We start from the raw sequence: 20,556 nt of genomic DNA on the forward strand, positions 1-20,556 counted from the left end.
ACGGTTACTGACCGTCGCGGCGGCGGGTGACCGCCGCGGCGACGGCTCCGCCTGCCGCGCCCAGGGCCAGCGCCGTCGGCACGCCGATCTTGGCGGCCTTGCGACCGGTCCGGAAGTCGCGGATCTCCCAGCCGCGGTTCTTCGCGACTTCGCGGAGATCGGAGTCCGGATTGATCGCCACCGCGGTGCCGACCAGCGAGAGCATCGGCACGTCGTTGTGGCTGTCGGAGTACGCGGTGCACCGCTTGAGGTTCAAGCCCTCGCGGATCGCCAGCGTGCGGACCGCGTGCGCTTTGCCGAGGCCGTGCAGGATGTCGCCGACCAGTCGCCCGGTGAACTTCCCGTCGACGCTCTCGGCCACGGTGCCCAGCGCTCCGGTGAGCCCGAGCCGTTTCGCGATCACCTGCGCCAGCTCCACCGGGGTCGCGGTCACCAGCCACACCTGCTGGCCCGCGTCCAGGTGCATCTGCGCGAGCGCGCGGGTGCCCGGCCAGATCTTGTCGGCGATGATCTCGTCGTAGATCTCCTCGCCCAGCTCGGCCAGTTCGGCGGTCGAGCGCCCGGCGATGAACGCCAGCGCCTTCTCTTTGCCGCTGGCCATGTCGGTGCTGCTCTCCTTGCCGGTGACCCGGAATTTCACCTGCTTCCAGGCGACGTCCACCAGATCGGAGGTCTTGAAGTACTTGCGCGCCGCCAGGCCGCGGGCGAAATGCACGATCGACGCGCCCTGCACCATGGTGTTGTCGACGTCGAAGAACGCCGCCGCCGTCAGATCGCGCGGCGCCTCCGGGGGCTGAGCCTCGCCCGCGGCGAGCTCCGCGTCGTGCAGGGTCAGCGCGGCGTCGGCGCTGGCCTCACCGGCCAGATTGGCCCGCAATTCCTCTTCGCTGGGGCCGAAAGGGCTGCGCGAGATGCGGGCGAGCTGGTCCTGCAGACCCTGCAGGCCTTGGCCCATCTGGCTCAGATTCCACCGCGCCGGAAACTCACCGAATCGTCCCGCGATGAATCCGGCCCTCGCCACCTTCGATCGTTCCGGCACCAGTACCTCCGCCCGTCGCGCGAACCATGTCAACAGTAGCCGGATCGGCTGACAGTGACGGCGGAAGGCGGCGTGCGACACAATCGCGTGGCGGATTAAATACCCGCATGACCAATCCCACACATTCGGTGACATTGCTGACTCGCGCGGGCTGCGGGCTGTGCGCGACCGCACTGGAACAGCTGCGCGCGATCTGCGCCGAATTCGGCATCGAACCGGGGACCGTGGACGTCGACGAAGCCGCCGGCACCGACCCTGGCCTGCGCGCGGAGTACGGCGACCGGCTTCCCGTCGTCCTGCTCGACGGCCGCGAGCACAGCTATTTCGATGTCGACGAGACCCGATTGCGGGCGGACCTGAAGCGCTGAGGCGCCCGTTTTCGGTCCGATTCGGCCGCTGTGCTGGTCGCAGCGGAAAATGAGGCCAATTTCACCGACTTTGTGCAGGGCTTCACAAGCAGTTACGGTGGTGGCACGCGACCCGCATGCCGAGGCTGCGGAGCCGCCCCGAAATCCGAAACTTCGACACCATGGCACCGGACCGCCCCCGGGTCAGAGGGGTCGAGCGACGAACCGGTGCCCGAGCCCGGTACGAGGAGCCGACGACGTGACAGAGCAGCATGAGGCGCCAGGCGGCGTCTCCGGCAGGGCTCTGCAGAAGGACATCCCGCAGGCCACCGTCGCGCGGCTGGCTACCTACCTTCGGGTTCTCGCCATGTTGGCCGACGACGGTGTTGCCATCGTATCGAGTGAGGAACTGGCTGTCGCGGCGGGTGTCAATTCGGCCAAATTGCGCAAGGATCTCTCCTTCCTCGGCCCCAACGGCGTTCGCGGCGTGGGCTACGACGTGGCCAAGCTCCGCTCCCGGATCGAAGACGTGCTGGGGCTGTCGAAGGGCCACCGTGTCGTCCTGGTCGGCGCGGGCAACCTGGGCCGGGCGCTGGTCGGCTACGGCGGGTTCCGGCGGCGCGGTTTCACCGTGGTCGGCATCTTCGACAGCCATCCCGAGGTGATCGGCATGTCGGTCGCCGGTCTGGTGGTGCGCGATGTCGCCGAGCTGGCAAGCGCGGTCGCCGAGCTGGAGCCGACGATCGCGGTCATCACTGTTCCCGACGACGCCGCCCAGGACGTGTGCGACCGGCTCGTCGCGGCCGGACTGCAGTCGATCCTGAGCTTCGCCCCCCGCGAGCTGGTCGCACCGGCGACGGTCGAGGTCCGTCGCGTCGACTTGGCCGTGGAGATGCAGATGCTGTCGTTCGAGCGGGTACGCAACGCGGAGCAGACCCCACTGCCGGAGGTGGCGCACGCCGGATCGGGGCGCATCGCGCATCGGCTGCCGTCGCCGCACGCGGCGCCCGCGCACCCGGCGCTCCAGCACTCGGCAACCTCGCATACGACAACCTCGCATACGGCAACGGAGCCAAACAGCAAGGGATCGGTGGTCACACCATGAGTGTTCTCCTCGTCGGCATCTCGCACCGCAGCGCGCCGGTTCCGGTGCTGGAGAAGGTGGCCGTCACCGATGCCGACCGGCCGAAGCTGATCGACCGTCTACTCGCATCCAGTCACGTGTCCGAGGCGATGATCGTCTCCACCTGCAACCGGGTGGAGGTCTACGCGGTGGTCGACGCCTTCCACGGCGGTCTTGCCGAAATCGGCGACCTGCTGACCAAGCACTCCGGGCTGCCGATGCCCGATCTGACCAAGCACGCCTACGTTCGCTATTCCGAGGCCGCCGCCGAGCATCTGTTCGCGGTGGCCAGCGGCCTGGACTCGATGGTGGTCGGCGAGCAGCAGGTACTCAGCCAGATTCGCGGCGCCTACGCCTCCGCCGACGCGCAGCAGGCGGTCGGGCGGACACTGCACGAATTGGCGCAGCACGCGCTGCGGGTCGGCAAGCGGGTGCACGCGGAAACCGGCATCGATCGCGCGGGCGCGTCGGTGGTGTCGGTCGCGCTGGATCGTGCGCAGCAGGTGCTCGGCCCGCTGGCGGGCGGCACCGCCGCGGTCGTCGGTGCGGGCGCGATGGGGGGTCTGGCGGTCGCGCACCTCTCGCGCGCCGGAATCGGCCGGATCATCGTGGTGAACCGCACTCTCGGGCGGGCGCGCAGACTCGCGGAGACCGCGCGGACGCACGGTGTCGAGGCCGATGCCGTGGAGCTGTCGCGGCTCACCGAGGCGATGTCGGCCTCCGATGTGGTGGTCACCTGTACCGGCGCGGTCGGCGCGGTCGTGACCCTCGCCGACACCCACCGTGCGCTCACCGAACGCGAGCGCGGCGAGGAATTCGCCACGGTGGAGCGGCCGTTGGTGTTCTGCGATCTCGGCTTGCCGCGCGACGTCGAGCACGCCGTGGCGGGGCTGCCCGGCGTCACGCTCATCGACATCGAGAGCTTGCAGCGCGATCCGGCCGCAGGCGCCGCCGCCGACGACACCGCGGCCGCCCGCTCGATCGTCGCCGACGAACTCGCCAAATACCTCGCCGGACAGCGGATGGCCGAGGTCACCCCGACGGTGGCCGCGTTGCGCCAGCGCGCCGCGGAGGTGGTCGAGGCCGAACTGCTCCGCCTGGATTCGCGGCTGCCCGGCCTGGCCGACCCGGAGCGCGACGAGGTCGCGCGCACGGTGCGCCGGGTCGTCGACAAACTGCTGCACGCGCCGACCGTGCGGGTCAAGCAGCTCGCGTCCACGCCGGGCGGCGACAGCTACGCCGAGGCGCTGCGCGAATTGTTCGAACTCAAGCCCGGTGCGGCGCAGGCGGTCGCCGCGCCGATGGAGATCACCGCAGTCACCGGCGATGGCGCCGAAATCACATTGGCCGACGGGGATATCGCGCTGGCCGACGACTTCACCGCGGGCCATCGCGGCGAGGAACAGGGGCAGACGGCATGACCATGGTGCACCAAGAAGGCAGCGCGACCACGGAGGGCACCCGTACGCCGTGGCGGATCGGCACCCGGGGCAGCCTGCTCGCGCTCACCCAGGCGGGCACGGTGCGTGACGCCCTGATCGCCGCGGGGCAGCCCGCCGAGCTGGTCGTGATCAAGACCGCCGGTGACCTCTCGTCGGACCCGGTGCAGAAGATCGGCGTCGGCGTGTTCACCTCCGCGCTACGCGACGAGCTGGCGGCGGGTGCGATCGACATCGCCGTGCACTCCTACAAGGATCTGCCGACCGCGCAGGACCCCCGCTTCACCATCGCCGCCATTCCGCCCAGGGAGGACCCGCGCGACGCGCTGGTCGCCCGCGACGGGCTGGTCCTCGGCGAGCTGCCCGCCGGCGCCAAGGTCGGCACTTCCGCGCCGCGCCGCGCCGCCCAGCTGCGGGCGCTCGGGCTGGGCCTGGACATCGTCCCGCTCCGCGGCAACCTGGACACCCGGCTGCGCAAGGTGAGCGAGGGCGAGCTGGACGCCGTCGTGGTGGCCAGAGCCGGACTTGCCCGCATCGACCGGCTGGACGCGGTCACCGAGGCGCTGGAGCCGGTGCAGATGCTCTCCGCCCCCGCCCAGGGCGCGCTCGCGGTGGAATGCCGCAGCGACCACGCCGCCCTGGTGGAGATCCTGTCCGGCTTGGACGACGCGGCCACCCGCGCGTCGGTCGTCGCCGAGCGGTCGTTGCTCGCCGAACTGGAGGCGGGCTGCACCGCGCCGATCGGCGCGCTCGCCGAGGTCGTCGAATCGCTCGACGACGAAGGGCGGATCGTGGACGAGCTCTCGCTGCGCGCGTGCGCGGCGGCGGTCGACGGATCCGACGTGCTGCGCGCGTCGGTGGTCGGCGACCCGGCCGACGCCGAGGAGCTCGGCCGTGCGCTTGCCCGCGAGTTGCTCGACATGGGCGCGCGCGAGTTGCTCGCCGTCGAACCGGACGACGGTTCCCCCACCCGGGCGGTGAGTTCGCCCACCACAGACTTGCCCAACCCCAGCCCAATGGAGAACAGCCGATGAGCGAGTGCCAGCGAGCGAACAACAGGCACAGCCGAGCTCTCGCTCGTGACGGAGCCGAGCGACAGCGAGGCGGAGTCATGAGTGAGCGAAACATAGGCACCGAGCCCTCGGGCATGCCGGAGCCGAGCGAAAGCGAGGTGCTGGCATGAGCCGAGCGACGAAGAAGCACCCCGGTCGGATCCTTTTCGTCGGATCGGGCCCGGGTGACCCGGCGCTGCTCACGGTACGAGCCCGTGAGGTGATCGGACGGGCGACGCTGGCGTTCACCGACCCGGACGTCGACAAGGGCGTGCTCGCCCTCATCGGCACCGCGGTCGAACCAGGGCCCGACGGGGAGCGTCCCGTCGACGTGCGGCCCGCGCTCGGCGAGCCCGCCGAGGTGGCCAAGACGCTGATCGCCGAAGCGCGCGGCGGCCACGACGTGGTGCGCGTCGTCGCGGGCGACCCGCTGACCACCGACTCGGTGATCGCCGAGGTCAACGCCGTCACGCGGTCGCACATGGTCTTCGAGGTGCTGCCCGGCCTGCCCAACGGCTCCGCGGTCCCCAGCTACGCGGGCATCGCGCTCGGGTCCGGGCACACCGAGGCGGATGTGCGCGGCGAGGTCGATTGGGCCGCACTGGCGGCCGCACCCGGCCCGCTCGTGCTCCACGCGACCTCCGGGCATCTCGCCGAGACGGCGAGCGCCCTGGTCGAGCACGGCATGGCTCCGCAGACCCCGGTCGCGGTGACGGTACGGGGCACCACCCGCCAGCAGCGCACCATCGAGGCCACCCTGGCCACGCTGAACAGCGCGGCCTCCGAGCTGGTCGGCCCCTTGGTGGTGACCATCGGCAAGGTGGTCGCGCACCGCTCGAAGATGTCCTGGTGGGAGTCACGCGCGCTGTACGGCTGGACCGTGCTCGTGCCGCGCACCAAGGATCAGGCCGCGGAGATGAGCGAGCGGCTCGTCACGCACGGCGCCATCCCGATGGAGGTGCCGACCATCGCGGTCGAGCCCCCGCGCAGCCCCGCCCAGATGGAGCGCGCGGTCAAGGGTTTGGTCGACGGGCGCTACCAGTGGGTGGTGTTCACCTCCACCAACGCGGTGCGCGCGGTCTGGGAGAAGTTCGCCGAGTTCGGTCTCGACGCGCGGGCGTTCTCCGGCGTGAAGATCGCCTGCGTCGGCGAGGCCACCGCGGACAAGGTGCGCTCGTTCGGCATCAACCCCGAGCTGGTGCCCAGCGGTGAGCAGTCCTCCGAAGGCCTGCTGGCCGACTTCCCGCCCTACGACGACGTGTTCGACCCGGTGAACCGGGTACTGCTGCCGCGCGCCGACATCGCCACCGAGACGCTGGCCGAAGGGCTGCGCGACCGCGGCTGGGAGATCGACGACGTCACCGCCTACCGCACGGTGCGCGCCTCGCCGCCGCCCGCGGAGACCCGCGAGATGATCAAGACCGGCGGCTTCGACGCCGTCCTGTTCACCTCGTCCTCCACGGTGCGCAATCTGGTCGGCATCGCGGGCAAGCCGCACGCGCGCACCATCGTGGCGTGCATCGGCCCCAAGACCGCCGAAACCGCCATTGAATTCGGCCTGCGCGTGGACGTGCAGCCCGAGGTGGCCCAGGTCGGTCCGCTGGTCGAAGCGCTGGCCGAGCACGCGGCCCGGCTGCGTGCGGAGGGGCTGTTGCCGCCGCCGCGCAAGAAGAGCCGCCGCAGCCGGTAACCGGGTCGGTCCTGGCAGCTCCTATCGTGAACAGCGCATGCTCGGTTTCGCTTCGCTCGACCCCGGAGCTTGGTCAGGGTGCTGAGGTCAGGGGCGGCCGTTGTGGCCTGGTCGCCAGGCGGATATGCGTTGCTGCCGCGTCACTCGGCCTGGAGTAGAGGAGGGCGCACCGCCCTACCGTGGCGGAGGCTGCAGAGCCGATGGTCGGCCGCACCTCCGCGCGTTGGGCGCGGTCGTGCCGATCACGGCTCGAGCTGGGCCGGGGAGTTCGTTCGTGAACACCCCTCACGGTTGCCAGCAATCCGTCGAGAGCCGGTCAGGTCGGCGGTTTCCCTTGCCCGCGCGCCGCTCCCTCACTGCTACGGCGATTCAGCACGGCCGGCCGGCCGATTCCGGCCGAAGTGTGCTCGGCCCGGGCATATCGGATCGGCGCGCGGCGGGCAGCGTCACCTATCCGGTCTCAGTACCGCTTACGCATCAGGGTGCGAACCATGGAACAGGTGGCGTCGGAGGGCGGTCTGATGCCGATCACTTCGGCGGTGTGCCGGATCCGCTTGTTCGTGGCGTAACTCGGTGCGTAGACGCCCGAGTCCAGCAGCGCGATCGCCAGGCGCATCGCCTTCAGCCGCCGGTTGTGCATCACGTACCACGCCCGGGGGCGGCCCGCGGGCAGCGGGCGCTTCTGCAGCGGTGCGTAGGGGCGATCGATGAGAACGGTTTGCGGTGTGCGCATTGGCATCCCTCCCGTGGCGATCGGGGGCAGGCGAGCCCCCTCGAACGTACCTTCGATTCTACCTTCGGGTACCGACAAACTTCGCTGGCCACAGAGGTTTTCGAGCCGCAGCGGGTGGGTTCACAGATCGTGCAGCAACCGCAGCGACTGTGGATGTCCCAGTGCGGCGGCACGTTCGAGCCACTGCCGTGCTTCCCGCTGCGCGGGCGTGCGGCCGGTCGCGATGGCGGCGGCGGTTCGCAGCACCTCGGGATCGGTGAGATCACCTGCCAGATACGGCGTATTCGACGCGCGCAGCAATAGTGCGAGGTGGAACATCGAGTCCGGGTCGCCCGCTTCGGCGCCCTTGCGCAGCCAGCGCTCACCCTCGATCCGTTCTCCCCGGTCCAGATGCAGGGCACCCAGCACCGCCAACGCGTCGGTTCTTCCGCGGCGCGCGGCCTCGGTGAGCAGTTCCATCGCGCGGTCGGTTTCGCCGCGGCGCGCCAGGTGCAGGCCGAGACTGCGCATGGCCGTAGGGTTTCCGGCACGGACCGCGCGTTCGTACCACTGCTCGGCTTCGTCGTCCCGGCCGCGCCGATTGGCGAGAACGCCCATGTTGCAGAGCGCTTCGGGCAATCCCCGATCGGCGGCGGGACGCAGCCAGCGCTCGGCTTCATCGAGATTTCCACGTTCCACGTGCAGCAGGCCCAGCTGCACCCCCGCGGGCTCGTTGCCGCGCGCGGCGGCGTCCTCCAGCCAGCGGATCCCCTCGCCGAGCCGGCCGTCGGCTCCCAGCAGCGCGCCCAGCATCCCCATCGCGGGCACGCTGCCGCCCGCGGCGGCCCGGCGCAGCCAATGCTCGGCGCCCGCGGCGTCGCCCGCGTCCCACAGCGCCTCGGCGCGCCGTTGCATGGCGAGCAGTTCGACCTCACTCGGCGGCTCGGTCATCTCAGCACCCTCGCCTCGCGACACTCCGCGACAATCACGCTCCCCATCATCGCGCCTGCTCGACCGGGGCACGGTACCCGTGCTCGCGCGCGTACGCGGCCAGCTGCGCGTCGTAGTTGCGCAGGCTGTCCAGCAGCCAGGTGTGTCCAGTGTCCTTGACGACCACGATCGGCCCTCGGGTGCCCGGCGGGAACGTGGGGACGGCGCCCTCGGTGTACCAGGACGTGGTCGACCAAGGGAAGATGAAGGCCCAGCCGATGTCGGCGACTCGCTGCGGCGGTCCCAGCTGCAACGGATCGGCCGGGGTGGAAATTCGCGCGCTGTGCTCGGCGAGGGCATGCCGCGCGCTGTTGCGGGCCACCCGCACGTCCAACGGTCCGGTGGAGGTGTTCGGGAACCGCAAGGTCGCCTCGGCCGCGGCCAGCAGCCGTCGGCCCGCCTCCGGAGCGACTGGACACGGCCTGCTGCGCAGGCCGACGAAGACGGTGCGGGTGTCGGAGAAACGCAGCTGGACGAGGACGTCCTCGGTGCCGCCGACCAGGTGGGTGCCCCGGCTGCGCGCCCATTCGGGCTCGTCGGGATAGATGCCGAGGGTGGCAAAGGCAACGTGCGCGCAGGGCATAACCTGCGGCTCGGCCGCCTGCCGTGCGACGAACTCCACGCTGATGTTTTCCCAGCCGCCGTCGGCGTCGTGCCAGATCCGCAGCGCGGCCGCGGGCGGGGGCAGGCCGTCGGTGAGCACCGGCCACCAGTCCGACAGCAGCACCGCCACCCACGACTCGAAGTCGGCGGCTCTGGCCAGCGAGATGTCGATGTGCGGATCGGTCATCCTGTCCCCCAGCGGGTCTCGCCTAGTCGGAGTATGCGCCTTCGCGCGGGGGTGGAGGTGAGATTTCACACACCGTTATCAGTCGGATGACGTGTCTAGTCGGCGGGTCGCGCGCGGCGGCTGTCCCAGAGAGCCGGGACGAGGGTCCGGCGCCGCCCACGGGTGCTCGCGACAGCGGATCGCACCGGGCGTATCGTGCGATTCATGACCGGAATGGACCGCCCGCGGCGGTTGCGCCGTACCCCGGCTTTGCGCCGTCTCGTGGCCGAAACCACACTGGAACCACGGCAATTGGTACTGCCGATGTTCGTGGCCGACGGCTTGGCGGAGCCGCGCTCGATCAGCTCCATGCCGGGCGTGGTGCAGCACTCGCTGGACTCGCTGCGCAAGACGGCTGTCGAGGCGGTCACGGCGGGTGTCGGCGGCATCATGCTGTTCGGTGTGCCGCGTCCGGAAGACAAGGACGCCGTCGGCAGCGCGGCCAGTGATCCGCAGGGCATCCTCAACCGCGGACTGCGCGTGCTCGCAGACGAGGTGGGGGGCTCGACCGTGGTCATGGCCGACACCTGCCTGGACGAGTTCACCGACCACGGCCACTGCGGTGTGCTCACCGCCGAAGGCACGGTCGACAACGACGCGACGCTGGAGCGGTACGTCGAGATGGCCCTCGCCCAGGCCGAGGCCGGGGCCGACCTGCTCGGTACCAGCGGCATGATGGACGGCCAGGTCGGCGCGATCCGGCGGGGCCTGGACGCTGCGGGGCGCATCGACACCGGCATCCTGGCCTATTCCGCGAAATACGCCTCGGCGTTCTACGGCCCCTTCCGGGAGGCCGTCGGTTCCTCGCTGGAAGGCGACCGGCGCACCTACCAGCAGGACCCGGCCAACCGCCGCGAGGCCATCCGTGAGTTGGAGCTGGACCTGGCCGAGGGCGCGGACATCGTGATGGTCAAGCCTGCGATGTCGTATCTGGACATCCTGCGCGAGGTCGCCGATCGCTCGACGGTCCCGGTCGCTGCCTACCAGATCTCCGGTGAGTACGCGATGATCACCGCCGCCGCCGAGCGCGGCTGGATCGACCGCCGCGGCGCCGTCCTCGAGTCGTTGTTGGGCATTCGCCGGGCCGGTGCGGACATCGTGCTCACCTACTGGGCGACCGAGGCCGCGCACTGGCTGTCGTGACGAATATGGCGGGACCGTTCGCCGCGGGCCCGGTCCGTCCCCCGATGCCGGAGGATGTCGGTACCGCGCGGCAGCTGTGGTGGGGTGTCATCGGCTTCGGCGTGGTGCAGTTGATCGCCTCGATCGTCGCCGCGCTGGATCGTCGGCGCACTTTCGCCGAAGAGGTGTTCGAGCAAGCCAGGGTGCAGGATCCGCAGGTCACGTTGGCCAGCGCCGAACTGATGGTGTCGCTGGTCTACGTGTTCGTCGTCCTGCTCGGCCTGGGCGTCGCGGCGCTGGCTTCGGTGATCGTGTACCAGTTCGGGCGCGGCAAGCTGTGGGCGCGCACCGTGCTGACGGTGCTCGGCGCGTGGGTGGTCGTGATCGGCGTCGGCGCGTTGCTGGCGATCGAGGCGGTGACCGGGACGGCCTCGCTCGTCGCGGGCGGCGCTTCGATCGTGCAGGCCGTGCTCGCCGCCGGTGCGATCTATCTGTCCCACCGGCCCGAATCCACCACGTACTTCCAACTGGGCAGGCGCTGAGCGCCTGGATGGAACATGTTCCCAATTTGTCCGAGACAGTCCGGCATGTATGGTGAGGGTTGTCACAGTGGACGTGGGAACCGGTGGTCTTTTGTCGTGCGTTGACTCGCATTACGTGCGTGATCTCGGCAGACGGCTCCGGAGGATCGGAGGCATCGATGCGAGTGGTGATCCAGCAGCCGCACAGCATTCGGCGGGATCTGGCCGTCTTGAGCCTGCTGATTCTGTTCGCCGTGCTGACCGTCGCCGTGCTGTTGCTGCCCGGCCTGACTCGCTGATTCCGCTTTTCGTCGTGTCGGCGCGCGCTGCCGTGATGGGCCTGGCGTGACCGCCGCGACAGTCCTGTTCGTCGAGCCGGGCGCTCGCTGGCGCGCGGTGGCCTACGGGCCGATCCTGTGCCTCGCGGTTCTCGTCCTGGAAATCGTCACCGGTGGCGCCGTGCACTGGTTCGCCCTCGTTTTCTGTGCCGCGCTGATCGCGGGCTTCGTGGCGTTGCAGGTGGTCGCGGGCAAGCGGCACGTCAGCGTGGAGCTCACCACGGAGACGCTGCGTGCGGGCACCGAATCGCTGCCGCTGTGCTCGATCGCGGAAGTCCTTCCCGAGCGGGACGAGGACTCCTGGGACGAGCAAGAGTGGGAATCGGCACGAGCGCTCGGTGAGCTGACCGGCGTGCCGCGCCGCCGCACCGGCATCGGATTGCGGCTGGCCGACGGCGGCTTGGTGCAGGCCTGGGCCAGAGACCACAAGACGTTGCGCACGGCGTTGACCGAAGCCGTGGAGCGCAGTGCGGATGGAGCGGACCGATGAGGCGCTGGATAGTCGCGGTGCTCGTGGAACTGGACCTGTTCGTACTAGCCCTGCTGGGGGCGGTGCTGAGCGCGCGCACCGGCGTGCGCACCACCGACTTCGCGCCGGCGGGCGACGCCCCGGCTTTCACCGCGACCCGCTACGCCGGACCTTGGTGGCTGTTGGCCGCCGCGCTCGTCGCGGTGGCAGGCGTGCTCGCCATCGACGCCGCGGCCCGGATCGTGCGCGGTCTGCGCGCCGGGCGCTGATCGGCGCGAATACGCTTGCCGCCGTTTGACGTGGGGGAGCACGGGAACGCCAACTCCATGAAACCAATCGTCCAGCGAACACTTTTCGGCGCGGTGGCGACCGGTGTGATCGCCGCGGCCGTGCCCGCCACCGCGTCCGCCGAAACCGTTCCGGCGCCGCCTGTTCCGGCGACACCGGTATTCGCGGCCACTCCGCCCGCGCCGTTGCTGCACGCCTTGCCCACGCCGCTGGCCTGCCTGGTGACCACCGGGTTCGCCAAGTTCTGCCTGGGCCTGACGTAGCCGCAGGTTGCCCAGCGAAGCGTTGCGCACGGCGCGACGAGTTACCGTGTGACCGCGCGCTGTCGGGTGCCCGACGCCCACCCGGCCGCACTTTGGCCGGAGTGCCCCTGTGGCCGTTAGTATTTCGGCCGTAGTTCGAACGTGCGTCGATGAAGGAAAGTGCTTGATGAACCGGTTCGCCGTGAAGATCTGTGCCGCGTTTGCCGTGGCCGCCGCCCTCGGGATCGGGGCCGCGCCCGCGGGCGCCGACCCGGGACTGCCCCTGGAGGACGCGAGCCCGGTCGACGCGCCGATCCTCGTGCCGGACTCCGGTTCGGCGGGCCCCTACAACGGGTTCATGTGCTTCCTGCACACCATGTCGGCGCAAGTCCCCTGCATGTACGCCTGACGGCGGAGGCGCGGGCGCCCGCTCAGTTCCAGTGCTGGTAGACGTCCAGCACGCGGCCGTTGCGGGCGCCGGGAGCGTTCAGATACACGGTGACCGTCCCGTCCGGATGGCCGGCCGCCTCCAGGACCACTTGGCGAAGCGTGGCGTGCACCGCGCCGCGCTCGTCCCGGTGGATCGCGGAGTCGCTTTTCAGCCCGGCGCCGATCCGGTTCGGCGGGACGACCATGGTGACCAGCGCCGGAATGGGTCCGGCGGCCAGAGCGGCGGTCGCCGTGTGGTCCAGGGGGATGGCCAGTCGCGCTTGGTCGAGTTGATCCAGCGGCTGCGCGGCGGCGGACCCGGCGCCGAGGGCCACGGTGGCCCCCGCGACGACGGCGAGCACACCCACGCTGACGATGGCAATCCGCATGCAGACCCTCCCTGGCGGTGGACGAATGTGAGCTGAGACTACGCACCGGCAACCGTTCAGCGATCAAAATTCGCGCGAACATCACCTCGGCGTGTTGCCGGGCGGCTGCGGCCTGCATCACTGCACTACACCCTGTCGTCGAACCGATTTTCCGGTGCTGAGAGACTGGAAAGCGTGAGTTCTTCTCCGCGCGTGACCAGTGCAGCGGTGCCGGTTTCCGCTCAGCTCTTCGACCGGGCGAGTTCGGTGATTCCGGGTGGCGTCAACTCTCCGGTACGGGCATTTCGATCCGTCGGCGGCACACCGCGATTCATCGGCTCGGCCGACGGCTGCACGCTCGTCGACGCCGACGGCAACGAGTACGTGGACCTGGTCTGCTCGTGGGGGCCGATGATCCTCGGCCACGCGCACCCCGCGGTCGTCGAGGCGGTGCGCAGGGCAGCGGGCGGCGGCCTGTCCTTCGGGGCGCCCACCGAGGCCGAGATCGAACTCGCCGAGGCGATCGTGCAGCGGGTCGCGCCGGTGGAACGGGTGCGACTGGTGAACTCCGGCACCGAGGCCACCATGAGCGCGGTCCGGCTGGCCCGCGGCTACACCGGCCGCACCAAGATCATCAAATTCGCCGGTTGCTATCACGGCCACGTCGACGCGCTGCTGGCCGACGCGGGCTCCGGTGTCGCCACGCTCGGACTGCCCACCTCGCCGGGCGTGACGGGCGCGCAGGCGGCCGACACCATCGTGCTGCCCTACAACGACCTCGAGGCCGTCGCGGACGCGTTCGCCGCGAATCCCGGCGAGATCGCCTGCGTGATCACCGAGGCGGCGGCGGGGAATATGGGCGCGGTCGCGCCGCTGCCCGGCTTCAACGCCGGTCTGCGCACGCTCGCCACCGAGCACGGTGCGCTGTTGGTCATGGACGAGGTGATGACGGGCTTCCGGGTCAGCCGCGCGGGCTGGTTCGGCAGGGAAGGCGTCGCGGGCGACCTCTACACCTTCGGCAAGGTGATGAGCGGTGGGCTGCCCGCGGCCGCGTTCGGCGGGCGCGCCGAGATCATGAATCACCTCGCGCCGCTCGGGCCGGTCTACCAGGCGGGCACGTTGTCCGGTAACCCGGTGGCGGTGGCCGCGGGCCTCGCCACGCTGCGGGCGGCCGACGACGCGGTGTATGCCGCGCTGGACCGCAACGCGCAGCGGCTCGGCGATCTGTTCACATCGGCGCTGACGGCCGCAGGGGTCGGGCACCGAGTCCAGTTCGCGGGCAATATGGTGAGCGTGTTCTTCGCCGAACGCCCGGTCACCGACTACGCCGCCGCCAAGGCGAGTCAGACCTGGCGCTACCCCGCGTTCTTCCACGCCCTGCTCGACGGCGGCGTGTACGCGCCGCCGAGCGCGTTCGAAGCGTGGTTCGTCTCCGCGGCGCTCGACGAGGACGCGTTCGACCGTATCGCTGCCGCCCTGCCCGCCGCCGCGCACGCGGCGGCGGCCGCCACCCCCGAAGGATCCCGCGCGTGAGCTCCGATCTCGATCAGCCCGATGCCGACCGGCGCGAGCTAACCAAGCCGTCCGCCGAGCTTGATGTGTCCGCGACGAACGGTGCGGTCGCCGCGGCGCCTGCCGCCGCTTCCGCCGCGGAAGCCACAGTGATCGACGCGGGTGCTCACTTCGCGGCGGCCGCCGGGTCGAACGCCCCGGTCGGCGCGGCGCGCGAAGGGGACGAGGCAGCCCCGGCCGAGAACGAGGCCGGGACCGAGCGCGCCGACAGCCGGACCGGCGCGGCCGAACGGGCGCACGACGGCGGCGCCGCCCCGATCGAGACCATCGTGCACGTGTTGCGGCACGGCGAGGTGCACAACCCGAACGGCATCCTCTACGGCCGCCTGCCCGGTTTCAGCCTCTCGGTGGCGGGGCGAGCGCAGGCCGCCGCCGTCGCGCGGACTCTGGCCGATCACGACATCGCGCTGGTCATCGCCTCCCCGCTGCAGCGCGCCCAGGAGACCGCCGAGCCGATCGCCGCCCAGCACGACGTCATCGTGCGCACCGACGAGAACCTCATCGAGGCGGGCAACACCTTCGAGGGCCTGCGCGTCTCGGTCGGTGACGGCGCACTGCGCAAGCCGCGGCACTGGTGGAAGCTGCGCGACCCATTCACCCCGTCCTGGGGCGAGCCCTATCTGCAGATCGCGCACCGGATGCTGGCCGCGGTGAACAAAGCCCGAGTCGAAGCGGCCGGGCGCGAGGCGGTGCTGGTGTCCCACCAGCTACCGGTGTGGACGCTGCGGCGATTCCTCCAGGGGCAGCGCCTCTGGCACGATCCGCGCCAGCGGCAATGCTCACTCGCGTCGCTGACCTCGCTGGTCTATCACGGCGACACGCTCGTCGACATCGTCTACTCCGAGCCCGCAGGCGGTTCGGACCCCTCGGTACACGGCGCATGACTCGCTCCACCGCGTTCCCCACTCCGCCCTCGGCACGCCCCGGACGGGTGCTGCCGGTGCTGCTCGCGTGCGTGGCGCTGATCGCCGCGCTCGCGGGTTGTTCGACCGGTTCGGACGCGGTGGCCTCGGGTGGCACCTTCGAATTCGTCTCGCCCGGCGGCAAGACCGACATTCTCTACGACCCGCCCGCCTCGCGCGGCACCATCGGTGAACTGGCCGGCCCGGACCTGATGACAGCGGGCAAGACCATCGCGGTGGAGGACTACGCGGGCAAGGTCGTGGTGCTCAACCTGTGGGGCCAGTGGTGCGGTCCGTGCCGCGCGGAGGCGCCCGCCCTGGAGAAGGTCTACGAGGCGACCAAGGACAAGGGCGTCGCCTTCCTCGGCATCAACGTCCGCGATCCGCAACAGGACAAGGCCCAGGACTTCATGGTCGACAACAAAGTCGGCTACGCGTCCATCTACGACCCGTCGATGCGCACCTTGCTCGCGCTCGGCGGGAACTTCCCTACCAGTGTCATCCCCACCACTCTGGTCCTCGACCGGCAACATCGGGTCGCCGCGGTCTTCCTGCGGTCCCTGCTGGCCGAGGATCTGCAGCCAATTGTCGAACGCATCGCCTCGGAGGAAAAACAGTGAATCGCGACCGTCGCACCCGCCACCTGCGCGCCTGCCGGCCCCGGCAGGGCGCTCGACGCATCGGCGGCGGATGGGCCGTCGACGACCGGTGGGCGGGTATCGCCACCGTGCCGCGGAGCGTCGCCGCCGAGTCCTTGCTGGACTTCGCGGTGTTCGACGGGGCCGAGGAACCCGCCGCCACAGAGCGGAAGGTTTCGCCGCGCCGCGCCGCCGGACGCTCGCAGGACACGCGGGAGGAATCGGTGTGACACCCGAGCGCAACGCGCCCCGTGCCGGGGAGGACCTGTGACGGTGCTCGCCGGAGTCGGTGATTCGTTCCAGCAGACGGCGGCCTCCGGGCCGCTGCTGCTGGCGCTCGGCGCGTGCCTGCTCGCGGGTCTGGTGTCGTTCGCCTCGCCGTGTGTGGTTCCCCTCGTGCCGGGGTACCTGTCCTACCTGGCCGGCCTGGTCGGTGCGGAAGCGCCGCCCGCCACGGTCGCGCAGGCGGCCGGGACCCGCGCGGCCGGACCGGGTTCGGCGGCCGTCGCGCAGCCCCTTCGCTCGGGACGGATGCGGGTCGCCGGTGCGGCCGGTTTGTTCGTCGCCGGTTTCACCGTGGTCTTCGTGCTCGCCACCGCGACCGTTTTCGGCGTCATCCAGACCTTGAACGTGAATCGGGAACTGCTGCAACGCATCGGTGGCGTGGTGACGATCCTGATGGGCTTGGTCTTCATAGGTCTGGTGCCCGCGTTGCAGCGTGACACGCGGATGGAGCCGCGCAGGCTCACCAGCATCATGGGCGCGCCGCTGCTGGGCGGGGTGTTCGCGCTGGGTTGGACGCCGTGTCTGGGCCCCACGCTGTCGGGCGTCATGGCGGTGGCCGCGGGCACCGACGGCACGACGGCCGTGCGCGGGGTGGCCCTCATCGTCGCCTACTGTCTCGGCCTCGGTCTGCCGTTCGTGGTGCTCGCGTTCGGGTCGGCGAGCGCGTTGCGGGGGGTCGGCTGGTTGCGTCGTAATTCCCGCACCATCCAGATCATCGGGGGCATGCTGCTCGTCGCGGTCGGTGTCGCGCTGGTCACCGGCGCGTGGGACCAGTTCGTCGCCTGGGTGCGCGACGCGTTCGTCTCCGAGGTGACCTTGCCGATATGACCGTGACCGACCAGCCGACGAGCGAAACTCCCGTACGCCCACCGCACCGATCCCCGGCCGGAAGGGCGTGGGCGTTCCTGCGCAACACCTGGCGCGGACTCACCAGCATGCGCACCGCCTTGGTGCTGCTGTTCCTGCTGGCCTTGGCCGCGATCCCCGGTGCGCTGCTGCCGCAGCGGAACCTCAACGAGCAGAAGGTCGAGCAGTACATCGCCGACCGGCCCACGCTCGGCCCGTGGATGGACCGGTTCGAGCTGTTCGACGTGTTCTCCAGTTTCTGGTTCACCGCCGTCTACGTATTGCTGTTCATCTCGCTCGTCGGTTGCATCTTGCCGCGTACGCTCGACCACTACCGCGCTCTGCGCACCCCACCGGTGCGGGCGCCGCGCAACCTGACCAGGCTGCCGCACCATCACTCGGAACGCGTCGAGCAGTCGCCCCGGGAACTCGTCGACCACGCCCGCGCCCAGCTGCGCGGCTGGCGCACCGAGGTCCGCCCCGGTCCCCGCGAGGGCGAACTGGCGCTGTCGGCGGAGAAGGGCTACTCCCGCGAGCTCGGCAACCTGGTGTTCCATCTCGCGCTGGTCGGGCTGCTGGTCGCCATCGCGGTGGGCAAGCTGTTCGGGTACGAGGGCAGCGTCATCGTGCTGGCGAACAACGGTCCTGGCTTCTGCACCACTTCGCCCGCGGTGTTCGACTCCTTCAAAGCGGGCAACGTCAACGACGGCACCGGCATGAACCCGATCTGCGTGCGGGTGAAGGATTTCAAGGCCGATTACCTGACCAACGGGCAAGCCGAGATGTTCACGGCCAACCTCGCCTACCAGGCGGGCGAAGACCTGCGGACGAACACCTGGCGCGACACCCGGGTGCAGGTCAACCATCCGTTGCGCGTCGCGGGCGACCGACTCTACCTGCAGGGGCACGGTTACGCACCGACTTTCACCGTCACCTTCCCCAACGGCCAGACCCGCACCGAGTCCATCCAGTGGCGTCCCGACGACGCCTCGACGTTCCTGTCCAGCGGCGTGCTGCGGATCGACCCGCCCGGTGGCATGTATGCCACCGACGAGGAGCGCCGGAAGAACCAGATCGCGATCGAGGGGCTGTTCGCACCCACCGCGATGTTCCACGGGTCACTGCTGACCTCGGCGTTCCCCGCGATGAACGATCCGGCCGTCGCGGTCGACATCTATCGCGGTGACACCGGCCTGGACACCGGGAAGCCGCAGTCGTTGTTCGCCCTGGACCCCGAACAGGTCAAACAGGGCCGGCTGACCAAGGAGGCCAGGGTCAATCTGCGTCCTGGCGAGTCGACCACACTGCCGAACGGCACCAAGGTCAGCTTCGACGGTGCGCACGAGTTCGTGAATATCCAGGTCTCGCACGACCCCGCTCAGCAGTGGGTGCTGGTGAGCGCGCTGTTGATGATGGCGGGCCTGCTGGCTTCACTGCTGATCAAACGCAGGCGGATCTGGGTGCGGGTCTATCCGGCCGAGGACCCAGCCGGTACCGTTGGTCAACGACGCACTGTAGTAGAAATGGGCGGGCTCGCCAGGACCGACCAGGCGGGCTGGGGCGGCGAGTTCGACCGGCTGCGCGCCCGCCTGCTCGACACGGGCGCCGAGACCACTGTGGCGCGGGGCGCCGAGACCACGGGAGAGTGAGCATGCCGATCGACGAGACCATCGCCAGGTACAGCGATTTCGCCTTCAAGACGGCGATCGTGGTGTACGCGCTGGTGCTGGTGCTGCTGATCTGGCAGTACGCGACGGCGCGCAGCCGCCAGGTCGCCGAGCGCGAGCTGGTGACGGTGGGCGGCGGATCGATACCGCAGGGGCCGGGCCGAATCACCGAGCCCGCGCGGCGGCCGCTGTCGGAGCGGCTGGGCAACATGGCGTTCTCGGTGCTGATGGTCGCCATCGCCCTGCACGTGGGCGCGATCGCGTTGCGCGGCTTCTCGACCCACCGTTTCCCGCTGGGCAACATGTACGAGTTCGTCACGATGGCGACCGCCGCCGCCGTTGTGGTGGGTCTGGTGTTCCTGCGCGATCAGCGCTACCGCGGTATCTGGGCTTTCGTGCTGGTGCCGGTGCTGCTCCTGCTGTTCCTCGCGGGCACCGTGCTCTACGCCGACGCCGCGCCCGTGGTGCCCGCCCTGCGGTCGTTCTGGCTGCCGCTGCACGTCACCATCGTCGCCATCGGCAGCGGCGTGTTCCTGTTCGCGGGCGTGGCGAGCATGCTCTTCCTGTACCGCCTGCGCCAGCCCCAGGGCCAGGAGTCGAACAATATTCTGGGCGCGATCGCCCGCCGCCTGCCCGACGCCCGCACCCTGGACCGGCTGGCCTACAAAACCACCATCATCGGCTTCCCGCTGTTCGGCGCGGGTGTCATCCTGGGCGCCATCTGGGCCGAGGCCGCTTGGGGCCGCTTCTGGGGCTGGGACCCGAAGGAAACCTGCTCCTTCATCGCCTGGGTCCTCTACGCCGCCTACTTGCACGCCCGCGCCACCTCCGGCTGGCGCGACACCAAGGCCGCCTGGATCAACATCGCCGCCTTCGTCGCCATGCTGTTCAACCTGTTCATCATCAACATGGTGATCAGCGGGCTGCACTCGTACGCCGGACTGAACTGAGGCCGGCGGTACTCCTCGCACCTGGCATTACCATTGCGGCATGTCGGTGCCACACATCGAGCGGCCGGACCTTCCAGAGTCGATGACGTGGGAGGAATTGGAGCGACTCCCCGAGGAGATCGCGCAGCAGATCGAGTTGTGGGACGGTCATGTGGTCTGGTTGCGCCGCGGCCCGGCCGAGCATCAGACTTTCTCCAACCGGCTCTGGGCCACGCTGGAACGCTGTGCACGAAAAATCATGTCGGAGAATCCCGAACAGTGCTGGCGTGTCACCACCGAGACGAACGTCTTTTTGGGTCGCACGGGCAAGTCCGACTTCCTGACACCGGATTTCCTGGTCCACCGTTGTCTCGGAGCCCCCTATCAGGACGTGCGCGGCAGCGACGTCATCCTGGTCGGCGAAGTCTTGTCGCCCGGCAACACGCAGACCGACGTAGAAGCCAAGAAGGGACGCTACGCCGGCGCCGGGATCCCGTGGTATTGGGAGGTGACACTGGCCCGTGAGAGCAGCGTCATCGCCACCGTTCGCGCTTACGGCCTCGATATCGGCCACGCTCAGCTCCCGGACGGGGTCCACCCGCTCCGCACCGCCAACTACATCCTCGCCGCCGAGTGGACCCACCAGAACCCGGATGGCATCGAGTTCGATTTTCCGTTCCCGATCAGCATCCCGTGGACCGAACTCGAATACTGACGGG

Annotated in this window: 24 protein-coding genes; 19 read left to right on the forward strand and 5 right to left on the reverse strand. The window is 70.0% G+C overall.

What is annotated here, in order from left to right; genetic code table 11:
* Positions 1-4: 4 nt before the first annotated feature.
* Complete coding sequence (locus M8859_RS08820; RefSeq protein WP_236565327.1) at positions 5-955, reverse strand: HAD family hydrolase; 951 nt, start codon at positions 953-955, stop codon at positions 5-7.
* Between the two features lie 191 nt (positions 956-1,146).
* Between M8859_RS08820 and M8859_RS08825 the strand changes: the two genes are divergently transcribed.
* The 5 genes from M8859_RS08825 (at position 1,147) to M8859_RS08845 (ending at position 6,690) form a co-directional block, all read left to right on the forward strand.
* Positions 1,147-1,407 (forward strand): glutaredoxin family protein, encoded by a 261-nt coding sequence (locus M8859_RS08825; RefSeq protein ID WP_159921480.1) that lies wholly within the window; start codon positions 1,147-1,149, stop codon positions 1,405-1,407.
* Positions 1,408-1,645: 238 nt separating this feature from the next.
* Positions 1,646-2,491 (forward strand): redox-sensing transcriptional repressor Rex, encoded by an 846-nt coding sequence (locus M8859_RS08830; RefSeq protein ID WP_159921478.1) that lies wholly within the window; start codon positions 1,646-1,648, stop codon positions 2,489-2,491.
* Entirely contained in the window at positions 2,488-3,930 is a 1,443-nt protein-coding gene (locus M8859_RS08835; RefSeq protein WP_195139136.1) for a glutamyl-tRNA reductase, read from the forward strand. The genes M8859_RS08830 and M8859_RS08835 overlap by 4 nt, the downstream gene beginning before the upstream one ends.
* Positions 3,927-4,982: a hydroxymethylbilane synthase gene (gene hemC / locus M8859_RS08840; RefSeq protein ID WP_159921474.1), complete on the forward strand. Its 1,056-nt coding sequence runs from the start codon at positions 3,927-3,929 to the stop codon at positions 4,980-4,982. Before M8859_RS08835 ends, hemC begins: the two co-directional genes overlap by 4 nt.
* 145 nt (positions 4,983-5,127) lie before the next feature.
* Entirely contained in the window at positions 5,128-6,690 is a 1,563-nt protein-coding gene (locus tag M8859_RS08845) for a bifunctional uroporphyrinogen-III C-methyltransferase/uroporphyrinogen-III synthase (RefSeq protein WP_159921472.1), read from the forward strand.
* A 460-nt stretch (positions 6,691-7,150) separates the two neighbouring features.
* Here the strand turns inward: M8859_RS08845 and M8859_RS08850 are convergent, their stop codons facing one another.
* The 3 genes from M8859_RS08850 to M8859_RS08860 all read right to left on the reverse strand — a co-directional run bounded on the left by M8859_RS08850 (position 7,151) and on the right by M8859_RS08860 (position 9,182).
* Positions 7,151-7,423, reverse strand: coding sequence for a hypothetical protein (locus tag M8859_RS08850; RefSeq protein ID WP_159921470.1), 273 nt, complete (start codon positions 7,421-7,423; stop codon positions 7,151-7,153).
* A 120-nt stretch (positions 7,424-7,543) separates the two neighbouring features.
* The gene (locus M8859_RS08855; RefSeq protein ID WP_195069604.1) at positions 7,544-8,353 is read right to left on the reverse strand and encodes a tetratricopeptide repeat protein; all 810 of its coding nucleotides are present in this window, start codon (positions 8,351-8,353) and stop codon (positions 7,544-7,546) included.
* Positions 8,354-8,399: 46 nt separating this feature from the next.
* Positions 8,400-9,182, reverse strand: a complete 783-nt coding sequence (locus tag M8859_RS08860; protein ID WP_195139135.1) for a hypothetical protein — start codon at positions 9,180-9,182, stop codon at positions 8,400-8,402.
* A gap of 204 nt (positions 9,183-9,386) precedes the next feature.
* Here M8859_RS08860 and hemB point away from each other — a divergent pair, with 204 nt between their 5' ends.
* The 6 genes from hemB to M8859_RS08890 all read left to right on the forward strand — a co-directional run bounded on the left by hemB (position 9,387) and on the right by M8859_RS08890 (position 12,610).
* Positions 9,387-10,364, forward strand: coding sequence for a porphobilinogen synthase (gene hemB, locus M8859_RS08865; protein ID WP_195069602.1), 978 nt, complete (start codon positions 9,387-9,389; stop codon positions 10,362-10,364).
* Between the two features lie 5 nt (positions 10,365-10,369).
* Complete coding sequence (locus M8859_RS08870) at positions 10,370-10,885, forward strand: hypothetical protein (protein WP_159921750.1); 516 nt, start codon at positions 10,370-10,372, stop codon at positions 10,883-10,885.
* A 324-nt stretch (positions 10,886-11,209) separates the two neighbouring features.
* Positions 11,210-11,692, forward strand: coding sequence for a transport-regulating membrane protein Mce1N (gene mce1N / locus M8859_RS08875; RefSeq protein WP_195069601.1), 483 nt, complete (start codon positions 11,210-11,212; stop codon positions 11,690-11,692).
* The gene (locus tag M8859_RS08880; protein WP_195069600.1) at positions 11,689-11,940 is read left to right on the forward strand and encodes a hypothetical protein; all 252 of its coding nucleotides are present in this window, start codon (positions 11,689-11,691) and stop codon (positions 11,938-11,940) included. Before mce1N ends, M8859_RS08880 begins: the two co-directional genes overlap by 4 nt.
* 57 nt (positions 11,941-11,997) lie before the next feature.
* Entirely contained in the window at positions 11,998-12,222 is a 225-nt protein-coding gene (locus M8859_RS36810) for a hypothetical protein (RefSeq protein ID WP_159921458.1), read from the forward strand.
* A 166-nt stretch (positions 12,223-12,388) separates the two neighbouring features.
* Positions 12,389-12,610, forward strand: coding sequence for a hypothetical protein (locus tag M8859_RS08890; RefSeq protein ID WP_159921456.1), 222 nt, complete (start codon positions 12,389-12,391; stop codon positions 12,608-12,610).
* Positions 12,611-12,632: 22 nt separating this feature from the next.
* Here M8859_RS08890 and M8859_RS08895 read toward each other — a convergent pair whose 3' ends face one another.
* Positions 12,633-13,019, reverse strand: coding sequence for a hypothetical protein (locus tag M8859_RS08895; protein ID WP_159921454.1), 387 nt, complete (start codon positions 13,017-13,019; stop codon positions 12,633-12,635).
* Positions 13,020-13,211: 192 nt separating this feature from the next.
* Between M8859_RS08895 and hemL the strand changes: the two genes are divergently transcribed.
* The 8 genes from hemL (at position 13,212) to M8859_RS08935 (ending at position 20,552) form a co-directional block, all read left to right on the forward strand.
* Positions 13,212-14,531: a glutamate-1-semialdehyde 2,1-aminomutase gene (gene hemL / locus M8859_RS08900; RefSeq protein WP_321212369.1), complete on the forward strand. Its 1,320-nt coding sequence runs from the start codon at positions 13,212-13,214 to the stop codon at positions 14,529-14,531.
* Positions 14,532-14,827: 296 nt separating this feature from the next.
* The gene (locus M8859_RS08905; protein WP_159921748.1) at positions 14,828-15,454 is read left to right on the forward strand and encodes a histidine phosphatase family protein; all 627 of its coding nucleotides are present in this window, start codon (positions 14,828-14,830) and stop codon (positions 15,452-15,454) included.
* Positions 15,451-16,092, forward strand: coding sequence for a TlpA disulfide reductase family protein (locus M8859_RS08910; RefSeq protein WP_159921450.1), 642 nt, complete (start codon positions 15,451-15,453; stop codon positions 16,090-16,092). Before M8859_RS08905 ends, M8859_RS08910 begins: the two co-directional genes overlap by 4 nt.
* Positions 16,089-16,340 carry a hypothetical protein gene (locus tag M8859_RS08915; protein ID WP_159921448.1) on the forward strand — a complete coding sequence of 84 codons (252 nt, stop codon included), beginning with the start codon at positions 16,089-16,091 and terminating at the stop codon, positions 16,338-16,340. The genes M8859_RS08910 and M8859_RS08915 overlap by 4 nt, the downstream gene beginning before the upstream one ends.
* Before the next feature lie 37 nt (positions 16,341-16,377).
* Positions 16,378-17,223 carry a cytochrome c biogenesis CcdA family protein gene (locus M8859_RS08920; protein ID WP_195069599.1) on the forward strand — a complete coding sequence of 282 codons (846 nt, stop codon included), beginning with the start codon at positions 16,378-16,380 and terminating at the stop codon, positions 17,221-17,223.
* On the forward strand, positions 17,220-18,890 hold the full coding sequence (gene resB, locus M8859_RS08925; protein WP_249644080.1) for a cytochrome c biogenesis protein ResB: 1,671 nt from the start codon (positions 17,220-17,222) through the stop codon (positions 18,888-18,890). Before M8859_RS08920 ends, resB begins: the two co-directional genes overlap by 4 nt.
* Positions 18,891-18,892: 2 nt before the next feature.
* A complete protein-coding gene (gene ccsB / locus M8859_RS08930) occupies positions 18,893-19,858 on the forward strand; it encodes a c-type cytochrome biogenesis protein CcsB (RefSeq protein ID WP_195069597.1) in 966 nt (321 codons plus the stop codon).
* Positions 19,859-19,898: 40 nt separating this feature from the next.
* Positions 19,899-20,552, forward strand: a complete 654-nt coding sequence (locus tag M8859_RS08935) for a Uma2 family endonuclease (RefSeq protein ID WP_249644081.1) — start codon at positions 19,899-19,901, stop codon at positions 20,550-20,552.
* Positions 20,553-20,556 lie beyond the last annotated feature (4 nt).

Source organism: Nocardia sputi, from assembly GCF_023501985.1.

Bases quoted from the DNA above. Each gene is read 5' to 3' on its own strand.
- M8859_RS08820 (WP_236565327.1), bottom strand. From the start codon at position 955: ATGGGCCAAGGCCTGCAGGGTCTGCAGGACCAGCTCGCCCGCATCTCG.
- M8859_RS08825 (WP_159921480.1), top strand. From the start codon at position 1,147: ATGACCAATCCCACACATTCGGTGACATTGCTGACTCGCGCGGGCTGC.
- M8859_RS08835 (WP_195139136.1), top strand. From the start codon at position 2,488: ATGAGTGTTCTCCTCGTCGGCATCTCGCACCGCAGCGCGCCGGTTCCG.
- hemC (WP_159921474.1), top strand. From the start codon at position 3,927: ATGACCATGGTGCACCAAGAAGGCAGCGCGACCACGGAGGGCACCCGT.
- M8859_RS08845 (WP_159921472.1), top strand. From the start codon at position 5,128: ATGAGCCGAGCGACGAAGAAGCACCCCGGTCGGATCCTTTTCGTCGGA.
- M8859_RS08850 (WP_159921470.1), bottom strand. From the start codon at position 7,423: ATGCGCACACCGCAAACCGTTCTCATCGATCGCCCCTACGCACCGCTG.
- M8859_RS08855 (WP_195069604.1), bottom strand. From the start codon at position 8,353: ATGACCGAGCCGCCGAGTGAGGTCGAACTGCTCGCCATGCAACGGCGC.
- M8859_RS08860 (WP_195139135.1), bottom strand. From the start codon at position 9,182: ATGACCGATCCGCACATCGACATCTCGCTGGCCAGAGCCGCCGACTTC.
- hemB (WP_195069602.1), top strand. From the start codon at position 9,387: ATGACCGGAATGGACCGCCCGCGGCGGTTGCGCCGTACCCCGGCTTTG.
- M8859_RS08870 (WP_159921750.1), top strand. From the start codon at position 10,370: ATGGCGGGACCGTTCGCCGCGGGCCCGGTCCGTCCCCCGATGCCGGAG.
- M8859_RS08880 (WP_195069600.1), top strand. From the start codon at position 11,689: ATGAGGCGCTGGATAGTCGCGGTGCTCGTGGAACTGGACCTGTTCGTA.
- M8859_RS36810 (WP_159921458.1), top strand. From the start codon at position 11,998: ATGAAACCAATCGTCCAGCGAACACTTTTCGGCGCGGTGGCGACCGGT.
- M8859_RS08890 (WP_159921456.1), top strand. From the start codon at position 12,389: ATGAACCGGTTCGCCGTGAAGATCTGTGCCGCGTTTGCCGTGGCCGCC.
- M8859_RS08895 (WP_159921454.1), bottom strand. From the start codon at position 13,019: ATGCGGATTGCCATCGTCAGCGTGGGTGTGCTCGCCGTCGTCGCGGGG.
- M8859_RS08910 (WP_159921450.1), top strand. From the start codon at position 15,451: ATGACTCGCTCCACCGCGTTCCCCACTCCGCCCTCGGCACGCCCCGGA.
- resB (WP_249644080.1), top strand. From the start codon at position 17,220: ATGACCGTGACCGACCAGCCGACGAGCGAAACTCCCGTACGCCCACCG.
- ccsB (WP_195069597.1), top strand. From the start codon at position 18,893: ATGCCGATCGACGAGACCATCGCCAGGTACAGCGATTTCGCCTTCAAG.
- M8859_RS08935 (WP_249644081.1), top strand. From the start codon at position 19,899: ATGTCGGTGCCACACATCGAGCGGCCGGACCTTCCAGAGTCGATGACG.